The sequence below is a fragment of the Rhodoferax sp. GT1R46 genome (genome assembly GCF_056521285.1).
Genome location: NZ_JBWMBC010000010.1, coordinates 13,619 through 29,978, shown reverse-complemented (window position 1 = coordinate 29,978; position 16,360 = coordinate 13,619). Strand labels below are relative to the sequence as shown.

Sequence of the window (16,360 nt, the reverse complement as noted above, 5' to 3'; positions counted from 1 at the left end):
CTTTGTGAATTGCGGGTGAACCCTTAGACGCAGCGGGTTCGCGGTATTTCAGGTGCTGGTTTCGTCCAGCACGGCATCGTCCAGGTGCCGGGTGTCGGACCACCCCACCAGCGTGAGCGCATCCGGCGCCCACAGCAGCCGGTTGATGGCGGCATTGCCCAGCTCCCAGCTGCGGGGGGCTGCCGTGTCGACGTGGGTGGCCAGGCGGTAGAGCGCGTCGAGCACGCCGCCGTGTGCCACCAGGACGATTTGCTCGCCCAGATGCTGGCTGGCCAGGGTGTTCAGGGTGTGGGCGACCCGGTCACGCAACTGGATCAGGGTTTCGCCGCCCTCTGGCGCAAAGCTCGGGTCGCGCTGGCGCCAGCGGCGCGATTCTTCGGGCCAGTCGGCAGCCAGCTGGGCGTAGGTCTGGCCCTCAAACTGGCCAAAACAGCGCTCCCGCAAGCCGGTATGCAAGCGCACTTCACGGGTTGGTGCATTGTCCAATGGGTTGCTGGCCGGGCTGGCTGCACTGGCCGCATTGGCAATGGCCTGCGCCGTGGCCCGGGCCCGCGACAGGTCGCTGGAGTAAATGGCGGCGATGTCTTCGTCCGCCAGGGCCTGTGCAAGCCGTTGCGCCTGCCAGCGTCCGCGCGCATTCAGGTCAATATCCAGATGCCCCTGCAAGCGGGCCTCCACATTCCAGGCCGTCTCGCCATGGCGAATGGCAATGATGCGGGTGGCTCCCATCAGCGGCCCTCGGTGTCGGCGGGCGGTGGCAGTTCCACAACAACGGTATGCAGTTGCGGCGAAGCCTGGGGGTAACTGCGCAGGGCGGCCTCCAGAATGGCCGGCAGCAGATTGCCCGTGTCCGACCAGGGTCCTTCATGCGCTGCGTGGGTTTCATAGGCCATTTGACCAGTGGCGACATCGCGCATCAGCAGGTGCACCGTGTGCCGGTACCAGGGTGGCTCCATCACCATGACCATCATGGGTGGCCGGTGCCGCAGGCTGCCATCATGGGCGACAAAAACGCCTCCAAACACCTGCGGGTACCGTGGTTCCCGCTGGTATTGAACGACGTCCACGCTGATCTGGACGCTGTAGCGCGCCTCGCTGTCGTTGCGGGTCAGGCTGTGCTGGCCCAGTACGCGCTCGGTAATAGCCTCCAGTGCCTCCTGCGAGGCCTGACCGCCCTGCTGCGAGGGCAGGCGCTCGAACCGATAGGTGGCGCCGGTTTGCGCGCCCGCCGCACCGAGGTAGCTTTGCACCTCGCTGTCGATCATGCGGGTCATGGCGCAGCCACCCAGAAGCAGGGCGGCCGCAAGGACCATGGCAACCCCCAGCCAATGCGGGCGGCGTAGCGGGTTCATGCGGTCACCACCTGCAGGCCCGGGAGGCCCGATAGTTTGGGCGGCGTGAACGCTTCTGCGTCAAAGGCTTTGTCGCCGTTCTCATCCGGTATTCCGGTGGTTTTCAGGCCTTTAAAGTTGTGCAGCTTGCCATCCATCAGATGCGATGGCACCACGTTTTGCAGCGCAGTGAACATGGTCTCCGCACGGCCGGGGTAGTGCTTCTCCCACTCTTTGAGCATCTTGCTCGCTTGCACGCGCTGCAGGTTTTCCTGGCTGCCGCACAGGCTGCAGGGAATGATGGGGAACTGGCGGTGTTCGGCCCAGCGGATCAGGTCTTTCTCGGCGACGTAGGCCAACGGCCGGATCACGATGAACTCGCCGTTGTCACTGGTCAGCTTGGGCGGCATACCTTTGAGCTTACCGGCGAAAAACATGTTCAAAAAGAAGGTTTGCAGCATGTCGTCGCGGTGGTGGCCCAGCGCCAGTTTGTTGCACTTGAGCTGGCGCGCCACGCTGTACAAAATACCCCGTCGCAGGCGGCTGCATAGGCTGCACATGGTCTTCCCTTCGGGAATGTTGCGCTTGACGATGGAGTACGTGTCCTGCGTTTCGATGTGAAACTCCACCCCCATTTTCTGCAAATATTCAGGCAGGATGTGGTCGGGAAAACCGGGCTGCTTCTGGTCCAGATTCACCGCTACCAGTTCGAAGGGGACGGGCGCCCGCTGCTTCATCTTGATCAGGATGTCGAGCATGCCGTAGCTGTCTTTGCCGCCCGACATGCAGACCATGACCCGGTCGCCGGCTTCGATCATGTTGAAGTCGATGATGGCCTGTCCCACCTGGCGACACAGGCGTTTTTCGAGCTTGTGGGTCTCGTAGTCGGCACGCTGCGCAGCGGATTTGGCTGCAGGCCCTTGGGAAGCCAGCGACTCCAGGGACGCGACCGGCGCGATTTCGTTGTCAATCCAGACGGCATTCATAGTAAGTTCCTTGGAGTCCAATGTGGGGTCACCACTGGCCGGTTTCAACACGAATGGCCACTTCGCAGTCTTCAAATATTTCCAGCTTGGCAATTTTGACCCGCACGCCCAGCACGCCGGGCAGTTGCATCAGCCGGTGGGCCAGTTTGCCAATCAGGCTTTCCAGCAGGTTAACGTGCTCGGCCGTGCATTCGTTGATGATGATCTGGCGCACCTTGCGGTAATCCAGCACATGGTGAATGTCGTCGTCATGGGGCAGCAGGGGTTGCGTGCCCAAGCGCAGTTCGGCATCCACCTGGATCGGCTGTGGCGCAAGCTTTTCAGACTCCAGAATCCCCAGGTTGGCGTCAAAGCGCAGGCCGGTCAGGGTCAGAATCTGGGTTCCCATCGTGTTTTGCATGGTCAAAATAGTCTCACATCAGGGAAAAATCGCGCTCAAAGCGCATCAGGTGCTGGCCGCCATCCACCAGCAGGGTGGTGCCGGTGATGGACTGGTTTTGCAGCGCAAACAACACGGTGGAAGCCACGTCCTGCGGGGTGGAGGAACGCCCCAGTGGCGACAGCTTGTGCAGGGCGGCAAACTTGTCGTCGTTGAGCAGGTGGCTGGTCAGGGTCAGCCCCGGGGCCACGCCCACCACGCGGATTTGCGGACTCAGCGCCAGCGCCAGCATGGTGTTGGCGGCTTCCAGCGCAGCCTTGGACAAGGTATAGCTGAAAAAATCGGGGTTCTGGTTCCAGAGTTTCTGGTCCAGCAGGTTGACGACGACGCCGCCCACCGCCTGTGCGGCATCGCCGGTTGCCTGGTTGCGCTCGGCGATGTGGGTGTGCAGGGCTTGGGAAAGCAAGATTGCCGCACCCGCGTTGCTGCGCATGTGTTTCTCCATCGCGGCAAAGCTGAAGCTTGCCGCGTTGTCGTGCTCAAAGGTCGAAGCGCTGTTCACCACCGCATCGACATGCCCCATCTCGGCAATCACCGTGGGGAGCAGCTGGCGCACAGCAGTTTCATTTCCTAAATTACAGCGAAAAGCAGCTGCACCCCCCGTCAGTCTTGCGCAGTCAGCTATTGTTTTTGTAGCATCTTCCAGTGAGTCGCGGTAGTGCACGGCCACGCGCCAGCCACTGGCAGCCAGTGCCAGGGCAATCTCGCGGCCCAGCCGTTTGGCCGCGCCGGTAATTAGAACAGTGGGGACGGTCGTAGCAGCGCCAGCCGTTGCAGCAGGGGAGATAGCAGACATTGGGAGACAATTCACCTTGTGATGACAACACCTCCGAGTTTAACGACCCCCTCGCCCGGTAGCCCGGCTCCAGGCTCTCTTGCGGCCCATATTGAGCGGCATATGGCAGACAGCGGCGGCTGGATCGGTTTTGATACCTTCATGGCCTTGGCTCTCTATGCCCCCGGTTTGGGTTACTACACCCGCGGTGCTACGGTTTTCGGCAGCCTTCCGCAGGGCATGCGGGGCAGTGATGGCGCAGTGGTCGGCGCGGGCAGTGACTTTGTGACAGCTCCTGAGATGACGCCGCTGTTTGGCCAGGCGCTCGCACGGCAGGTGGCACAGGCTTTGCAGGCAACGGGCACGGACGAGGTGTGGGAGTTTGGTGCCGGAACAGGCGCACTGGCACTGCAACTGCTGGACGCTCTGGCTGCCAAGGGCGTGACGCTGCGCCGCTACACGATTGTGGATTTGTCCTTGCCCCTGCGCGCGCGCCAGCAGGCCACGCTGCAGGCTTATGCGGACATTGTTCGATGGGTGGACGAACTCCCGGCCGCCATGCAGGGCGTGGTGGTGGGCAACGAAGTGCTGGACGCCATGCCGGTGAAGCTGCTGGCCCGCGTCGGGGGGGGGTGGTTTGAACGCGGTGTGGTCGTACAGTCGGATGGTTTTGCCTGGCAGGACCACCCCGCCGACCTGCGCCCGCCGATGGAAATCCCCGGCGAGCACGACTACCTCACCGAGATTCACCCCCAGGGCGAGGCCTTTGTGCGCACCCTGGCGGACCACCTGCAGGCCGGTGCGGTGTTTTTGCTGGACTATGGTTTTCCCGAAGGGGAGTACTACCATGAGCAGCGCCACATGGGTACTGTCATGTGCCACCGCGCCCACCAGGCCGACAGTGACCCACTGGCAGATGTTGGGAACAAGGACATCACCGCGCACGTCAATTTCACCGGCATTGCGCTGGCCGCCCAGGACGCGGGGCTGGAGGTGCTGGGCTACACCAACCAGGCGCATTTTTTGATGAACTGCGGCATGGTCGAGGCCATGCAGGATGCGTCCCTGCCCGAGCGGGTAGCTGCGCAGAAGCTCATTCTGGAGCACGAAATGGGTGAGTTTTTCAAGGTCATTGGTCTGACCAAAGGCGCGCACTGGAATGCCATGGGTTTTGCCCGTGGTGACAAAACCCACCGCTTGTGAGTGGTCTTGAAGACAGGAAATTTATACCTATATGGGTATGCAGAGAGGACCTCCCATGACCGATTCGCTACACATCGTTTGCCCCCATTGCCACCAGACCAACCGCGTCAAGGTGGTGGACCAAACCCGCGCGCCTGACTGCGGCAGTTGCCACAAGCCACTGTTCACCGCCCACACCGTGGCACTGGACGAAGCGGCGTTTGAAAAGCACATTGGTCGCAACCAGATTCCGGTGCTGGTGGACTTTTGGGCCCCCTGGTGCGGCCCGTGCCGCCAGATGGCGCCCGCGCTGGAGCAGGCCACGGCCCAGCTGGAGCCGCAAGTGCGTGTGGCCAAGGTCAACACCGAAGAGGCGCAGGCACTGGGTGCGCGTTTCAACATTCGCAGCATTCCCACCTTGGCCCTGTTCGTCAACGGGCGCGAGGTGGCCCGTCAGCCTGGCGCCATGGGCGCAGCCGACATCGTGCGCTGGACGCAGTCGCACTTGCGCTGACGCGCTAGTGGCGTTTTGGTAACGCCGTGGTAACGCAAGCCGTGACTTGCGCGGTAGTATCTCGCTGATTAACCGACACCACAGCGAGCGAGCCATGCAGACCACCATCCGGACGGAGACCGTTGAACGCACGCAGCGCCCCTGGGGCTGGTACGAGACGGTATCCGAAGTGGCTGGCAACAAAATCAAGCGCATTGGCGTGCTGCCCGGTCAGCAGATCAGCCTGCAAAAACACCACCAGCGCGCGGAGCACTGGGTGGTGGTGCAGGGTGTGGCACGCGTCACGCTCGACGAACGCACCTTTGATTTGCCTACGGGCGGACACTGCGATATTGCCGTTGGGCAGGTGCACCGGCTCGCCAATGTGACGACGGACCCGGTGGAGATCGTGGAAGTCCAGTTTGGCAGTTACCTGGGCGAAGACGATATCGTTCGCCTGCAAGACGACTATGGTCGTCAATAAACCCATTGAGCCCTTCATGAACCTTATTCCCTCAGAAATTCCTGTTCAGTTGCCTGTGGGCGCAGCGCCTGTTGCCTGTGTCGACATTGGCGGAACCAAAGTGGCCGTCAGCGTGGCGGATGAACACGGTGTGCGCGGCAAGGTGGCTGAACCCACCGCTACCCGGGGTGAGAACGATGCCCTGGCCCTGCAAATCATTCGCCTTGTTGGCCAAAGTTGTGCTGCCGCGGGCGTCGCGGTGGCAGACCTCTCTGCGGTGGGCGTGGCCTCTTGCGGCCCGTTTGTCATGCGGGATGGCCTGGTTGAATTGGCTGCGCCCAATATCTGTGGCGGGCTGGCTGGCAAGGCCCGCGGGCTGCCCAATGACTGGACCACCGCCCTGCTGGAGGCGCCGCTGCGCGCGGCCTTCCCCAATGTTCGGGTGGAAAACGATGGCGTTGGCGCGCTGGAAGCCGAGCGGCGCTGGGGTGCCCTGCAAGGCGTGGACAACTGTGCCTACCTGACCTGGAGCACCGGTATCGGCATGGGGCTGTGTGTCGATGGCCGCATTCTGCGCGGCAAGAACGGCAACGCCGGACACGCCGGTCACACCTTCGTGAGTGACAACTCGGACGCGCTGTGCGGCTGTGGCAATGTGGGAGACGTGGAAAGCCTGGTGGCCGGAAACGCCATTGCCCGAAGATTCAGTGCCGACGGTTACAGTGATTCTGCTACGCTTTTTATAGCTGCTCACGCAGGTGACACGAGGGCTATCGCCATAATTGATGACTTGTGTCGGGTCATGGGGCGCACCATTTACAACATGGTGGCCACACTCGATTTGCAGCGTATCAGTTTGGGTGGCAGCGTTTTTTGGCACCACCGCGACTACCTTTTGCCGCGGCTGCGATCCCACATCACAGGCAAGTTGCCCGCCTTGACAGATGGGCTGGAGTTGGTGCCTGCCGGCCTTGGCGAGCGAGTGGGGGATTACGCAGCTTTAGCGCTGGTATTGAGCTAAATCAACGGAAAACCCCCGTGACCTAGGGAAACCCCCAGTGGTCTCCATGAAAGATTAATGAATAATTAATGAATTCGAGCCAACACGGTGCTGGCCCGGATTCAATAACGCGGTCGGCTGGATTGGTCGGCGAAAAAACTCTTTTGGAGACATCATGTTGAAACTTTCGAAACTCGCCACGGCAGTGGCATTGGTGGTGGCGGGTACTGCGGCGTTTGCCGGCGAAGTGGAAGTGCTGCATTGGTGGACATCCGGTGGCGAAGCCAAGTCCGTCGGTGAACTGAAGAAAATCATGCAAAGCAAAGGGCACACCTGGAAAGACTTTGCCGTGGCCGGCGGTGGTGGCGACAACGCCATGACGGTGCTCAAGAGCCGTGTGGTGGCGGGCAACCCCCCCGCTGCGGCCCAAATCAAGGGCCCTGCCATTCAGGAGTGGGCTTCGGAAGGCGTTTTGGCCAACCTTGACGCCACCGCCCAAGCCGAGAAGTGGGACAGCCTGCTGCCCAAGGTGGTGGCGGATGTCATGAAATACAAAGGCAATTACGTCGCGGCACCCGTGAACGTACACCGCGTGAACTGGATGTGGGCTAACGCGGCGGTCCTGAAGAAGGCTGGTGTGACCACTACGCCCAAGACGTGGGACGAATTTTTTGCTGCGGCTGAAAAAGTCAAGAAGGCCGGTCTGATTCCCGTGGCACATGGTGGCCAGAACTGGCAGGACTTCACCACGTTCGAAGATGTGGTGTTGGGCGTGGGTGGTGCCAAGTTTTACAACGACGCACTGATGAAGCTCGACCAGAAGGCCCTGACCAGCGACACCATGAAGAAGTCGCTTGAAACCTTCCGCAAGATCAAGGGCTATACCGACCCTGCATCTCCTGGGCGTGACTGGAACCTGGCGACTGCCATGGTGATTCAGGAAAAGGCCGCTTTCCAGTTCATGGGTGACTGGGCCAAGGGCGAGTTCACTGCCGCAGGCAAGGTGCCCGGCAAAGACTACATCTGCGCTGCTACGCCCGGCACTGCCAACGCCTATACCTTCAATGTGGACTCATTTGCCATGTTCAAGCTCAAAGACGCTACCGCTCAAAAGGCGCAGGCTGATTTGGCAGCTGCCATCATGGGTACCGAGTTCCAGGAAATCTTCAACCTGAACAAAGGCTCCATCCCGGTTCGCCTGAATATGGACATGGCCAAGTTTGATGATTGCGCCAAGCTGTCCGCCAAGGACTTCGTGTCCACCGCCAAGACCGGCGGCCTGCTGCCGTCCATTGCCCACGGCATGGCTGTCAGCCCTGCGGCTGAAGGTGCCATCAAGGATGCGGTCAGCCAGTTCTGGAACGATGACAAGATCTCGGTTGCAGATGGCGTGAAAAGCATCGCCAAGGCTGCTGCGACCAAGTAACTGTTACTGGCAATTCCGCCATTGAAATGACTCCATCCCTTCGGGGGTGGGGTCTGCAGACAGGTTCCCTTTGCGGCCAGGCGCCGCGTCTCTGGGGATACACCATGAAATCATTTGAAAAACTTTTGCCAAAACTGGTGATTGCGCCGGGCTTCGTCCTCGGATTCGCATTCATCTATGGCTTCATGATCTGGAATGGCGTGCTGTCCCTGACCGGGTCGCGCATGCTCCCCAATTACGACGAGTTCGTGGGGCTGGATCAATATGTGCGCCTCTGGGAAATGGATCGCTGGTATATCGCCCTCAAAAACCTCGGCATCTTCAGCGTGCTGTATGTGGGGGGCTCGATGCTGCTGGGTATGGGCTTGGCGATATTTCTGGACCAGAAGATCCGCTTCGAAGGCGTGCTGCGAACCGTTTACCTGTACCCCATGGCGCTGTCGTTTATCGTCACCGGAACCGCATGGAAGTGGATATTGAACCCCAGCCTCGGGCTGGAAAAGCTGATGCACGACCTGGGTTGGGCGAGCTTTCACTTTGACTGGCTGGTGCAGTCGGAAACGGCTATCTACTGCGTGGTGATCGCTGGCATCTGGCAGTCCGCAGGGTTTGCCATGGCCTTGTTTCTGGCTGGGTTGCGCGGCATTGATGACAGCATCATCAAGGCGGCGCAAATTGACGGCGCTTCGCTGCCCCTCATCTACTGGCGCATCATTTTGCCCATCCTGCGCCCGGTAGTGTTCTCCACCATTCTGGTCCTGTCGCACCTGTCCATCAAGAGCTTTGACCTGGTCATGGCGCTCACCGCCGGTGGGCCCGGCTACGCAACCGACGTTCCCGCCACGTTCATGTTTGTGATGAGCTTCACCCGCGGCCAGATTGGCCTGGGTGCTGCCAGCGCCACCATGATGCTGGCCACGGTAGCAGCCATCGTCGTCCCCTACCTTTACAGCGAGCTGCGTGCCAAACCGCACGACAGATAAGCCATGATCGCTAAACACCTCCCTCGCATCGCGGTCTACGCCGTTTTGCTGTTCGCTGCCCTGTTCTTTCTGGCGCCCCTGTATGTCATGCTGGCCACATCCCTCAAGGATGCGGACCAGATTCGTGCGGGGAACCTGCTGAGCCTACCGACCTCCATCAATTTCGAGTCCTGGAAGCTGGCATGGTCTACGGCCTGTACCGGTGTGGATTGCCGCGGCCTGCGCCCCTACTTCTGGAATTCGGTGAGCATGGCCGTACCCGCGGTTCTCATTTCCACCGCCTGGGGCGCCGTCAATGGCTATGTGCTGAGCATGTGGAAATTCAAGGGCAGCGATGTGCTTTTCGGTTTCATCCTGTTTGGCGTGTTCATGCCTTTCCAGGTGGTGCTGCTACCCATGAGCCAGGTGCTTGGCTTTCTGGGCTTGTCCAGTTCGGTGGCAGGTTTGGTACTGGTGCACTGCCTGGCGGGCATGGCGGGCACCACGCTGTTTTTCAGAAACTACTACACGGCCATTCCGCGCGAACTGGTGAATGCCGCACGTATCGATGGGGCCGGTTTCTGGCGCATCTTTTTCCGCATCGTCATTCCCATGTCCACGCCCATCATGATGGTGACGCTGATCTGGCAGTTCACCAATATCTGGAACGACTTCCTGTTTGGCGTGGCGTTCAGTGGCGCTGACAGCAAGCCCATTACGGTCGGCCTCAACAACATGGCCAACACGTCGAGCAGCGTCAAGAGCTACAACGTGGACATGGCTGCCGCAGTGATTGCCGGTTTGCCCACCATGCTGGTCTATGTGCTGGCCGGTCAATATTTCGTCAAAGGTCTTACAGCCGGTGCTGTGAAAGGATAAAAAAAAATGGCAGCTTCTCTTCATATCGCGGGCATTCGCAAGGTCTTTGGCAAGGGTGACAAGGCCGTCGAGGTTCTCAAACGCATCGACATCGACGTCGCACCCGGCGAATTCCTGATCCTGGTCGGCCCTTCGGGCTGCGGCAAGTCCACCCTGCTCAACATCATTGCCGGCCTGGAAGACCCCTCCGAGGGCGAGTTGCTGATCAACGGCAAAAACGTCATTGGCATGGCCCCGGCGCAGCGCGACATTGCCATGGTGTTCCAGAGCTATGCGCTGTACCCCACCATGACGGTGGCCGACAACATTGGCTTCGCACTGGAAATGCGCAAGGTGCCCAAGGACGTGCGCACCAAACGCATCCACGAAGTGGCTGCCATGCTGCAGATTGAAAACCTGCTGGACCGCCGCCCCGCCCAGCTTTCTGGTGGCCAGCGTCAGCGTGTGGCCATGGGTCGTGCCCTGGCGCGCGACCCCCAGCTGTTCTTGTTTGACGAACCGCTGTCCAATCTGGATGCAAAGTTGCGCGTGGAAATGCGCGCCGAAATCAAGCGACTGCACCATGTGTCGGGCATTACCAGTGTCTATGTGACGCACGACCAGATCGAGGCCATGACCCTGGGCAGCCGCATTGCCGTGATGAAGGACGGCATCCTGCAGCAGATCGGCACACCCGACGAGATTTACCGCACCCCGGTCAACACCTACGTGGCCGGCTTCATCGGATCCCCCATGATGAACTTCATCGAAGGACACGTAGGAGGTGCGGACGAGCAGGGCCAGTTTGTCTTTGCAGGCGGTAGCCTGGACCTGCCGACGCCCGCAGGCCGCGAGGTGATCCTGGGCCAGCGGCCAGAGCACATCCACCTGGCCGACGAGGCCACCTGGCGCGGCGATGTGGTGCTGGTGGAGCCTACGGGTGCGGACACCTATGTGGTGGTCAAAACCGGTGTGGGCCTCATCACGGTGCGCGCCCCGGCCAACACCAGGCTGGACATTGGTGCCAACGTAGGCATGACCGTGAGTAGCCGCCACAACAACTGGTTTGACAAAGCCACAGGGCAACGCATTGCCCTGCCGGTGGCTTAAGTCGGTAGCGGTAGTTCCAGGTGGATGATCAGCCCGTTCGGGCGGGCGTGGCGGGCGGTAGCCGTGCCGCCATGGCGGTGCGCAATTTCGGCCACGATGGCCAGGCCCAGGCCGCAGCCGCCCGGCAGCTCGCTGGCGCGCCAGAAGCGTTCAAACACCCGCTTTAGTTCGGCTTCGTTCAGCCCCGGTCCGTTGTCTTCCACTTCGATGGTGCACAGGCCGTCTTGTCCCCGCATGCGCAAGGTCACAGTGCTGCCACGCCCGGCATAGCGCAGGGCATTGTCGATGAGGTTGTTCAGCGCCTCGCGCAACAGCAGTTTGTCGGCGGGCACGGTCAATGTTTCTTCACCTTCATAGCCCAGATCCACGCCCGCCGCCAGCGCACGTGGCGTCCACTCGCGCGCCACCTCGCGTGCCAGCGCCGCGGCGTCGACGGGCAGTAGTGCGACCTCTGTTTCGGTGCGGGCCAGCGACAGCAGCTGGTGCACCAGGTGCGCGCTGCGCTGCGCGCCTGTGTGAACTTTGACCAGACGCTGCTGCAGCGCCTGCGGGTCGGTTTCCTGCATGGCCAGCTCGGTCTGGCTGATCAGGCCGGCCAGAGGGGTGCGCAACTGGTGCGCCGCATCGTTCAAAAACCGTTTTTCCTGGCTGAGACTGCGCCGCAGGGTGGTCAGCAAATGGTTGACGGCGTTTGCCAGTGAGTGCACTTCCTGTGGCGCCTGGGTCATTTCAATGGGCGAGAGCGACGCCGCGGTGCGGTGGGCGAGCTGGGCTTCGAGCCGCTGCAGCGGAGCCAGTCCGCGGCGTATGCCGGCGTAGACTAAAAAGCTGAGCACGGCGCCCAGCAGCAGCAGCGGGAACAGCATGTCCTGCACCAGTTCCCGGGCAATGCGTTGTTGTACCGCCAGGCTCTTGGCCACTTGCACGCGCATGCGCTGCTGCGTCATGCCATCACCAAAACTCAGATCAATCGAGGCCGTGCGCATGGCCTTGCCATCCAGCTGTACGTTGTACAGCACCGGTTCGTTTTGGGGAATCACCAGATCGGCCGGCGGATTGGGGAGGCGGCCATTGCCCAGCAGAAAGCTGCCCGGTGGCGAAGACACCATGTAAGACACGCGGTCGTTGGGGTCTTCCTCAATGATGTCCTGGGCCGCACGTGGAAAGTCCACCAGCAGGCCTGAGCCAAACGGTTTGACCTGGCGCGCCAATGAGCGCACCGATTGTGTGAGCGACTGGTCAATGGTCTTTTCGGCATAGGTCAGCGCCACGCGAAAGGCCAGCGCCCCCCCGACCAGCCACAGCACCAGCTGGGGTACCAACAACCAGACCAGAAGCTGCCGCCTCAGAGAAAAAGAGGCGGCCACAGTCATGCCGCGTCCATTTCCAGCATGTAGCCCAGGCCGCGCACATTGCGAATATTCAGGCCGGAGTCCTGCAACTTGCGGCGCAGGCGGTGCACATAGACTTCCAGTGCGTTCGAGCCGCTGGTGGTGCCGTCCAGCGGCTGGGTTTGCCATACCGCCAGCACATCTTCGCGACCCACGACCTGCCCCATGTTGGTGACCAGCAGGGACAGCAGGGACCATTCGCGCTGGGTCAAGTCCATGGGCTCATCGTCCAGCCATGCCAAGGGTAAAACCGGGTCTAAGCGCAGGCGCCTGGCGCCACTGCTTTCCACCTCCAGCGAGCCACCGAATGCCGGCAGGCGCGAGCGGCGCAGCATGGCTTGCAGGCGCGCCAGCAACTCGGCCATGCTGAAGGGTTTGGTGAGGTAGTCGTCGGCGCCCGCGTTGAGGCCCTGTACCCGGTCTTCCACGCCGTCTCGGGCGGTCAGTACCAGCACCGGCAGGGCCGTGAGGCGCTGGCGAATCCAGCGCAGCACGCTGATGCCATCGACCAGGGGCAAGCCCAGGTCCAGGATGACGCCATCAACCCGGGTGGTTTCCAGCAGGGTCTGGGCCTGCGCACCGTCGCTGGCGCTGCAGACACTATGGCCCGCATGGACCAGTTGCGCGCACAGACCGTCGCGCAGCAATTCATCGTCTTCAACAATCAGCAAGTGGGCCATGGCGAGAGCATACCAAGTGTGCCCAGGCGCAGGGTGTCGCCTGGCCGTGCGCGCGGACTCTAGTCGTCCGGGTCCAGTGCAGTGGCTACTTCAACGCGGTTGCGCCCGCCGGCCTTGGCCCGGTAGAGCGCCGCGTCGGCAAGCTGGTAGAGCTGGTCACCCGTGAGCGTGCTGCCGCTGGGCGCACACGCCGCGCCAGCAGACAGGGTGACATAGACAACGCCGGCACTCAAGTCGCTGATGGCAAGGGCTTCAATGGCTGCCCGCACCGATTCGGCGACGTGCACCGCGCCCATCACGTCTGTTGCCGGCAGGATCAGGGCAAACTCTTCGCCGCCCATGCGCGCCAGCACGTCCGAGGCACGCAGCCGCGTTCGTGCAACCTGCGCGAATCGCCGCAGCACCTCGTCACCGGTGCGGTGCCCAAAGCGGTCGTTTACGTTTTTGAAATGGTCCAGATCCATCATGACCAGACTCACCGACTCACCCCCGCGCTGCGCACGCAGCAAGGCGTTCGACAGGAGCGCGTCTGCAGCGGAGCGGTTGATGCACCCCGTCAATCCGTCAATCGTGGCCAAGGTATGGTGGTGCTTCACGCTGCGTTCCAGTGCGGCCAGAATGAACCCGAAGCCTGACCCCAGCATAGCGATGAAGGCTCCCATGAAAGTGAGCGCCTGCCCCAGGCTGGACTGCATCAGGTCGGTGTAATCGGACGGCACCAGCCAGGCATTGACTCCCCGATACCCCAGTGCCAGCCCGCCACCGGCCAGTGCGAGGGCCACAATTCTCAGGGAGCGCTCCCGAAACCACCCGTAACGCGCAATTTGCCATAGGCCCGGCAGCAGCATCGAGATGTTCATGAACGAGTAGATACTGGTGCGCTGGTTTAGCGGCAGGGGAAACAGCAGGGCAATCCCCACGCATTCGAGTATCAGCAGAATCCACAAGGCCCGGGGTGCACCGTGCCCATGCAGGAATTGGTAGATGGCATGGCTGTACAGCGCCAGGGCCAGGCAGATGAGTGCGTTGCCACCAATAACCGAGATCCACAGGGGAATGTAGGCCCGGGACGCCAGCACCAGGAAAGCCGCCAGAAAGGCCCAGTTGCCGCCATTCCAGATGCTCAACTCGGGTGCCTCCTGTACCCTGCCGGCGATTGACATCTGAAGCGCCAGCAAACCGTATCCCATGACTAACGCGGTAATGACGGTGGGGATGTGGATGTACATGGTCAGAACAGGGAGGGCGGCTGAAGCAATAGTACGGTGCTTTGTTTACAGACCGCTTGCGATAGCTGCCGTGCGCGCCTTCTGGATCATTTCACCGATTTTTGGGCCGCTAGCCCCCATGGATATTGCGTGAGCAGCTATTAAATCAGTAGCAACCGATTGCGCGTGCAACAGGGCACCAGCCAGCCGCTGCGCTGGGGGATAGGGCACATCCTGCAAGCCTTTGCGGCCCCGGGCGTCGCATTCGCAGGCCAGCAGAATATCGGCAAACCGCGCGGGTTTGCGAAACGCATCGCAGCGCTCCAGCAGGCGAACGATGGCCGCAGCATCCAGTGTGGCGGACCGGTGGATGTTGCCGTGCTCGCGCGCCACGACCTGTGCCAGTTCATTGCATTCCACCGGCACCCGCAGGCGCTGGCACAGGGTTTTGAGCAGGCGCACGCCGCGCTCTTCGTGGCCAATGTGGCGCGGCAGCACATCGGGCGGTGTGGTGCCCTTGCCGAGGTCGTGGGTCAGGCAGGCGAATCGCACCGGAAGCGAGGCATGGAGCCTGGCCGCCATGTCCAGTACCAGCATCACATGCACGCCCGTGTCGACCTCGGGGTGGTGCTCCGGGCTTTGGGGTACTCCCCACAGGCGGTCGAGTTCGGGTAGCAGCCGCGCCAGTGCGCCGCAGTCGCGCAGCACGTCAAACATGCGTGAGGGCTGTGCCTCCATCAGGCCGCGGGCCAGCTCCTGCCACACCCGCTCCGCCACCAGGTGATCCACCTCGCCGCAGGCGACCATATCGCGCATCAGTTCCAGGGTGTCGGGGGCGACGTGAAAGTCGGTGAACCGGGCCGCAAAGCGGGCCAGCCGCAAGATGCGCACCGGGTCTTCGCGGAAGGCGCCGGTGACGTGGCGCAGCACTTTGTTGGCGATGTCCTGCCTTCCGTCGTAAGGGTCGGTCAACGCGCCGGGAGTTTGCCACCGTTGGGCATCAAAAGTGGAATATTGGCCTGTCGCCCCCGTGTAGTCTGCGTGAACAGCTATGGAATTGATAGTGAGGTCGCGCCGGGCCAGGTCGTCTTCCAGCGTCACATCAGGGCTGGCATGCACGGCAAAGCCGTGGTAGCCGGGCGCGGTTTTGCGCTCGGTGCGGGCCAGTGCGTATTCTTCCTTGGTTTGGGGGTGCAGAAAGACGGGAAAGTCCCGGCCCACCGCCACAAAACCCTGGTCCAGCAGGGCTTGGGGCGTGGCGCCCACCACCACCCAGTCACGGTCCTGCACCGGCAGCCCCATCAGGGCATCCCGCACGGCACCGCCCACCAGGTAGGTTTGCATGAGGCTAGGGCTTGAGCCGGTAGGGCTCTTCAAAGTCCAGAAAGTCCTTTTCCGCCAAGGCATCCGTGATCCAGGCTTGCACGCCGGGCAGGGCGCATACGCGGTCGATGTAGGCGGAAATGGCATCGGGCACCGGCAGGGCGTAGGTCTTGATGCGCATGCACACCGGGGCGTAGTAGGCGTCCGCCACGCTGAACGCACCAAACAGCATGGGGCCACCGTGCTCCTGCAGCAAGGCGGTCCACATGTCTACCAGGCGCTGCACGTCCGCGCGCACAGCGGGTTTGTCGCGCCAGATCAACGCGCCGATGTCGGCCAGTTGTGCTTCGATGTTCATGGGGCAGTTGCCACGCAAGGCGGTGAAACCTGCGTGCATTTCGGCGCAGATACTGCGGGCTCGGGCCCTTGCGGCGCGGTCTGCAGGCCACAGGTGTTTCTCGGGAAACTGCTCGGCTGCATATTCGGCCACATATTCCGCTATCGCCAGGGTGTCCCAAACGGCCAGGTCCCCGTCCATCAGCAGGGGCACCTTTGCGGTGGGCGTCAGACCCTGCAGCGTTTTCTTGAATTGTGAGTCGGTATCGAACGAGTCAAACCGCACCATGACCTCTTTAAAGGGAATGCCTGCTTGTGTGAGCAGCACCCAGGGGCGCATGGACCACGACGAATAGTTTTTATTACCGATGAAAAGTTGGAGCATGAATTTTTTCTA

The 16,360-nt window shown here is 61.7% G+C and carries 18 protein-coding genes; 8 read left to right on the top strand and 10 right to left on the bottom strand.

Features of this window, described 5'->3' with window-relative positions; genetic code table 11:
* Nucleotides 1-48: 48 nt before the first annotated feature.
* From AC097W_RS18360 to AC097W_RS18340, 5 genes are read right to left on the bottom strand one after another with little or no spacing between them, the layout of a single operon-like run.
* Entirely contained in the window at nucleotides 49-729 is a 681-nt protein-coding gene (locus AC097W_RS18360) for a histidine phosphatase family protein (RefSeq protein ID WP_479604077.1), read from the bottom strand.
* Nucleotides 729-1,352: a DUF4136 domain-containing protein gene (locus AC097W_RS18355; protein ID WP_479604076.1), complete on the bottom strand. Its 624-nt coding sequence runs from the start codon at nucleotides 1,350-1,352 to the stop codon at nucleotides 729-731. The genes AC097W_RS18360 and AC097W_RS18355 overlap by 1 nt, the downstream gene beginning before the upstream one ends.
* A complete protein-coding gene (gene ttcA / locus AC097W_RS18350) occupies nucleotides 1,349-2,317 on the bottom strand; it encodes a tRNA 2-thiocytidine(32) synthetase TtcA (protein WP_479604075.1) in 969 nt (322 codons plus the stop codon). The genes AC097W_RS18355 and ttcA overlap by 4 nt, the downstream gene beginning before the upstream one ends.
* Nucleotides 2,318-2,345: 28 nt before the next feature.
* Nucleotides 2,346-2,717 carry a dihydroneopterin aldolase gene (locus AC097W_RS18345; RefSeq protein ID WP_479604074.1) on the bottom strand — a complete coding sequence of 124 codons (372 nt, stop codon included), beginning with the start codon at nucleotides 2,715-2,717 and terminating at the stop codon, nucleotides 2,346-2,348.
* 13 nt (nucleotides 2,718-2,730) lie between these two features.
* Nucleotides 2,731-3,552 carry an SDR family oxidoreductase gene (locus AC097W_RS18340; protein WP_479604073.1) on the bottom strand — a complete coding sequence of 274 codons (822 nt, stop codon included), beginning with the start codon at nucleotides 3,550-3,552 and terminating at the stop codon, nucleotides 2,731-2,733.
* Nucleotides 3,553-3,654: 102 nt separating this feature from the next.
* Here AC097W_RS18340 and AC097W_RS18335 point away from each other — a divergent pair, with 102 nt between their 5' ends.
* The 8 genes from AC097W_RS18335 (at nucleotide 3,655) to AC097W_RS18300 (ending at nucleotide 11,025) form a co-directional block, all read left to right on the top strand.
* A complete protein-coding gene (locus AC097W_RS18335) occupies nucleotides 3,655-4,734 on the top strand; it encodes a class I SAM-dependent methyltransferase (RefSeq protein ID WP_479604072.1) in 1,080 nt (359 codons plus the stop codon).
* A gap of 55 nt (nucleotides 4,735-4,789) precedes the next feature.
* Nucleotides 4,790-5,227, top strand: coding sequence for a thioredoxin TrxC (gene trxC, locus AC097W_RS18330; protein WP_479604071.1), 438 nt, complete (start codon nucleotides 4,790-4,792; stop codon nucleotides 5,225-5,227).
* A 94-nt stretch (nucleotides 5,228-5,321) separates the two neighbouring features.
* On the top strand, nucleotides 5,322-5,690 hold the full coding sequence (locus AC097W_RS18325) for a phosphomannose isomerase type II C-terminal cupin domain (RefSeq protein ID WP_479604070.1): 369 nt from the start codon (nucleotides 5,322-5,324) through the stop codon (nucleotides 5,688-5,690).
* Between the two features lie 16 nt (nucleotides 5,691-5,706).
* The gene (locus AC097W_RS18320) at nucleotides 5,707-6,690 is read left to right on the top strand and encodes an ROK family protein (protein WP_479604069.1); all 984 of its coding nucleotides are present in this window, start codon (nucleotides 5,707-5,709) and stop codon (nucleotides 6,688-6,690) included.
* Nucleotides 6,691-6,844: 154 nt separating this feature from the next.
* Entirely contained in the window at nucleotides 6,845-8,095 is a 1,251-nt protein-coding gene (locus AC097W_RS18315) for an ABC transporter substrate-binding protein (protein ID WP_479604068.1), read from the top strand.
* Between the two features lie 104 nt (nucleotides 8,096-8,199).
* Nucleotides 8,200-9,078 (top strand): carbohydrate ABC transporter permease, encoded by an 879-nt coding sequence (locus AC097W_RS18310; RefSeq protein WP_479604067.1) that lies wholly within the window; start codon nucleotides 8,200-8,202, stop codon nucleotides 9,076-9,078.
* A 3-nt stretch (nucleotides 9,079-9,081) separates the two neighbouring features.
* Complete coding sequence (locus AC097W_RS18305; protein WP_479604066.1) at nucleotides 9,082-9,936, top strand: carbohydrate ABC transporter permease; 855 nt, start codon at nucleotides 9,082-9,084, stop codon at nucleotides 9,934-9,936.
* Nucleotides 9,937-9,942: 6 nt separating this feature from the next.
* The gene (locus tag AC097W_RS18300; protein ID WP_479604065.1) at nucleotides 9,943-11,025 is read left to right on the top strand and encodes an ABC transporter ATP-binding protein; all 1,083 of its coding nucleotides are present in this window, start codon (nucleotides 9,943-9,945) and stop codon (nucleotides 11,023-11,025) included.
* Here AC097W_RS18300 and AC097W_RS18295 read toward each other — a convergent pair.
* From AC097W_RS18295 to AC097W_RS18275, 5 genes are read right to left on the bottom strand one after another with little or no spacing between them, the layout of a single operon-like run.
* Nucleotides 11,022-12,398: a sensor histidine kinase gene (locus tag AC097W_RS18295; protein WP_479604064.1), complete on the bottom strand. Its 1,377-nt coding sequence runs from the start codon at nucleotides 12,396-12,398 to the stop codon at nucleotides 11,022-11,024. The genes AC097W_RS18300 and AC097W_RS18295 overlap by 4 nt on opposite strands.
* Nucleotides 12,395-13,096, bottom strand: coding sequence for a response regulator transcription factor (locus AC097W_RS18290; RefSeq protein WP_479604063.1), 702 nt, complete (start codon nucleotides 13,094-13,096; stop codon nucleotides 12,395-12,397). Before AC097W_RS18290 ends, AC097W_RS18295 begins: the two co-directional genes overlap by 4 nt.
* 59 nt (nucleotides 13,097-13,155) lie before the next feature.
* Nucleotides 13,156-14,325: a GGDEF domain-containing protein gene (locus AC097W_RS18285; RefSeq protein WP_479604062.1), complete on the bottom strand. Its 1,170-nt coding sequence runs from the start codon at nucleotides 14,323-14,325 to the stop codon at nucleotides 13,156-13,158.
* A 45-nt stretch (nucleotides 14,326-14,370) separates the two neighbouring features.
* Nucleotides 14,371-15,648 (bottom strand): multifunctional CCA addition/repair protein, encoded by a 1,278-nt coding sequence (locus tag AC097W_RS18280; RefSeq protein ID WP_479604061.1) that lies wholly within the window; start codon nucleotides 15,646-15,648, stop codon nucleotides 14,371-14,373.
* Nucleotides 15,649-15,652: 4 nt separating this feature from the next.
* The gene (locus AC097W_RS18275) at nucleotides 15,653-16,348 is read right to left on the bottom strand and encodes a glutathione S-transferase family protein (protein WP_479604060.1); all 696 of its coding nucleotides are present in this window, start codon (nucleotides 16,346-16,348) and stop codon (nucleotides 15,653-15,655) included.
* Between the last annotated feature and the right edge of the window lie 12 nt (nucleotides 16,349-16,360).

Coding starts and splice junctions, on each gene's coding strand:
- AC097W_RS18340 (WP_479604073.1), bottom strand. CDS start 3,552: ATGTCTGCTATCTCCCCTGCTGCAACGGCTGGCGCTGCTACGACCGTC.
- AC097W_RS18295 (WP_479604064.1), bottom strand. CDS start 12,398: ATGACTGTGGCCGCCTCTTTTTCTCTGAGGCGGCAGCTTCTGGTCTGG.
- trxC (WP_479604071.1), top strand. CDS start 4,790: ATGACCGATTCGCTACACATCGTTTGCCCCCATTGCCACCAGACCAAC.
- AC097W_RS18305 (WP_479604066.1), top strand. CDS start 9,082: ATGATCGCTAAACACCTCCCTCGCATCGCGGTCTACGCCGTTTTGCTG.
- AC097W_RS18290 (WP_479604063.1), bottom strand. CDS start 13,096: ATGGCCCACTTGCTGATTGTTGAAGACGATGAATTGCTGCGCGACGGT.
- AC097W_RS18355 (WP_479604076.1), bottom strand. CDS start 1,352: ATGAACCCGCTACGCCGCCCGCATTGGCTGGGGGTTGCCATGGTCCTT.
- AC097W_RS18360 (WP_479604077.1), bottom strand. CDS start 729: ATGGGAGCCACCCGCATCATTGCCATTCGCCATGGCGAGACGGCCTGG.
- AC097W_RS18275 (WP_479604060.1), bottom strand. CDS start 16,348: ATGCTCCAACTTTTCATCGGTAATAAAAACTATTCGTCGTGGTCCATG.
- ttcA (WP_479604075.1), bottom strand. CDS start 2,317: ATGAATGCCGTCTGGATTGACAACGAAATCGCGCCGGTCGCGTCCCTG.
- AC097W_RS18300 (WP_479604065.1), top strand. CDS start 9,943: ATGGCAGCTTCTCTTCATATCGCGGGCATTCGCAAGGTCTTTGGCAAG.
- AC097W_RS18320 (WP_479604069.1), top strand. CDS start 5,707: ATGAACCTTATTCCCTCAGAAATTCCTGTTCAGTTGCCTGTGGGCGCA.
- AC097W_RS18280 (WP_479604061.1), bottom strand. CDS start 15,648: ATGCAAACCTACCTGGTGGGCGGTGCCGTGCGGGATGCCCTGATGGGG.
- AC097W_RS18310 (WP_479604067.1), top strand. CDS start 8,200: ATGAAATCATTTGAAAAACTTTTGCCAAAACTGGTGATTGCGCCGGGC.
- AC097W_RS18335 (WP_479604072.1), top strand. CDS start 3,655: ATGGCAGACAGCGGCGGCTGGATCGGTTTTGATACCTTCATGGCCTTG.
- AC097W_RS18285 (WP_479604062.1), bottom strand. CDS start 14,325: ATGTACATCCACATCCCCACCGTCATTACCGCGTTAGTCATGGGATAC.
- AC097W_RS18325 (WP_479604070.1), top strand. CDS start 5,322: ATGCAGACCACCATCCGGACGGAGACCGTTGAACGCACGCAGCGCCCC.
- AC097W_RS18345 (WP_479604074.1), bottom strand. CDS start 2,717: ATGCAAAACACGATGGGAACCCAGATTCTGACCCTGACCGGCCTGCGC.
- AC097W_RS18315 (WP_479604068.1), top strand. CDS start 6,845: ATGTTGAAACTTTCGAAACTCGCCACGGCAGTGGCATTGGTGGTGGCG.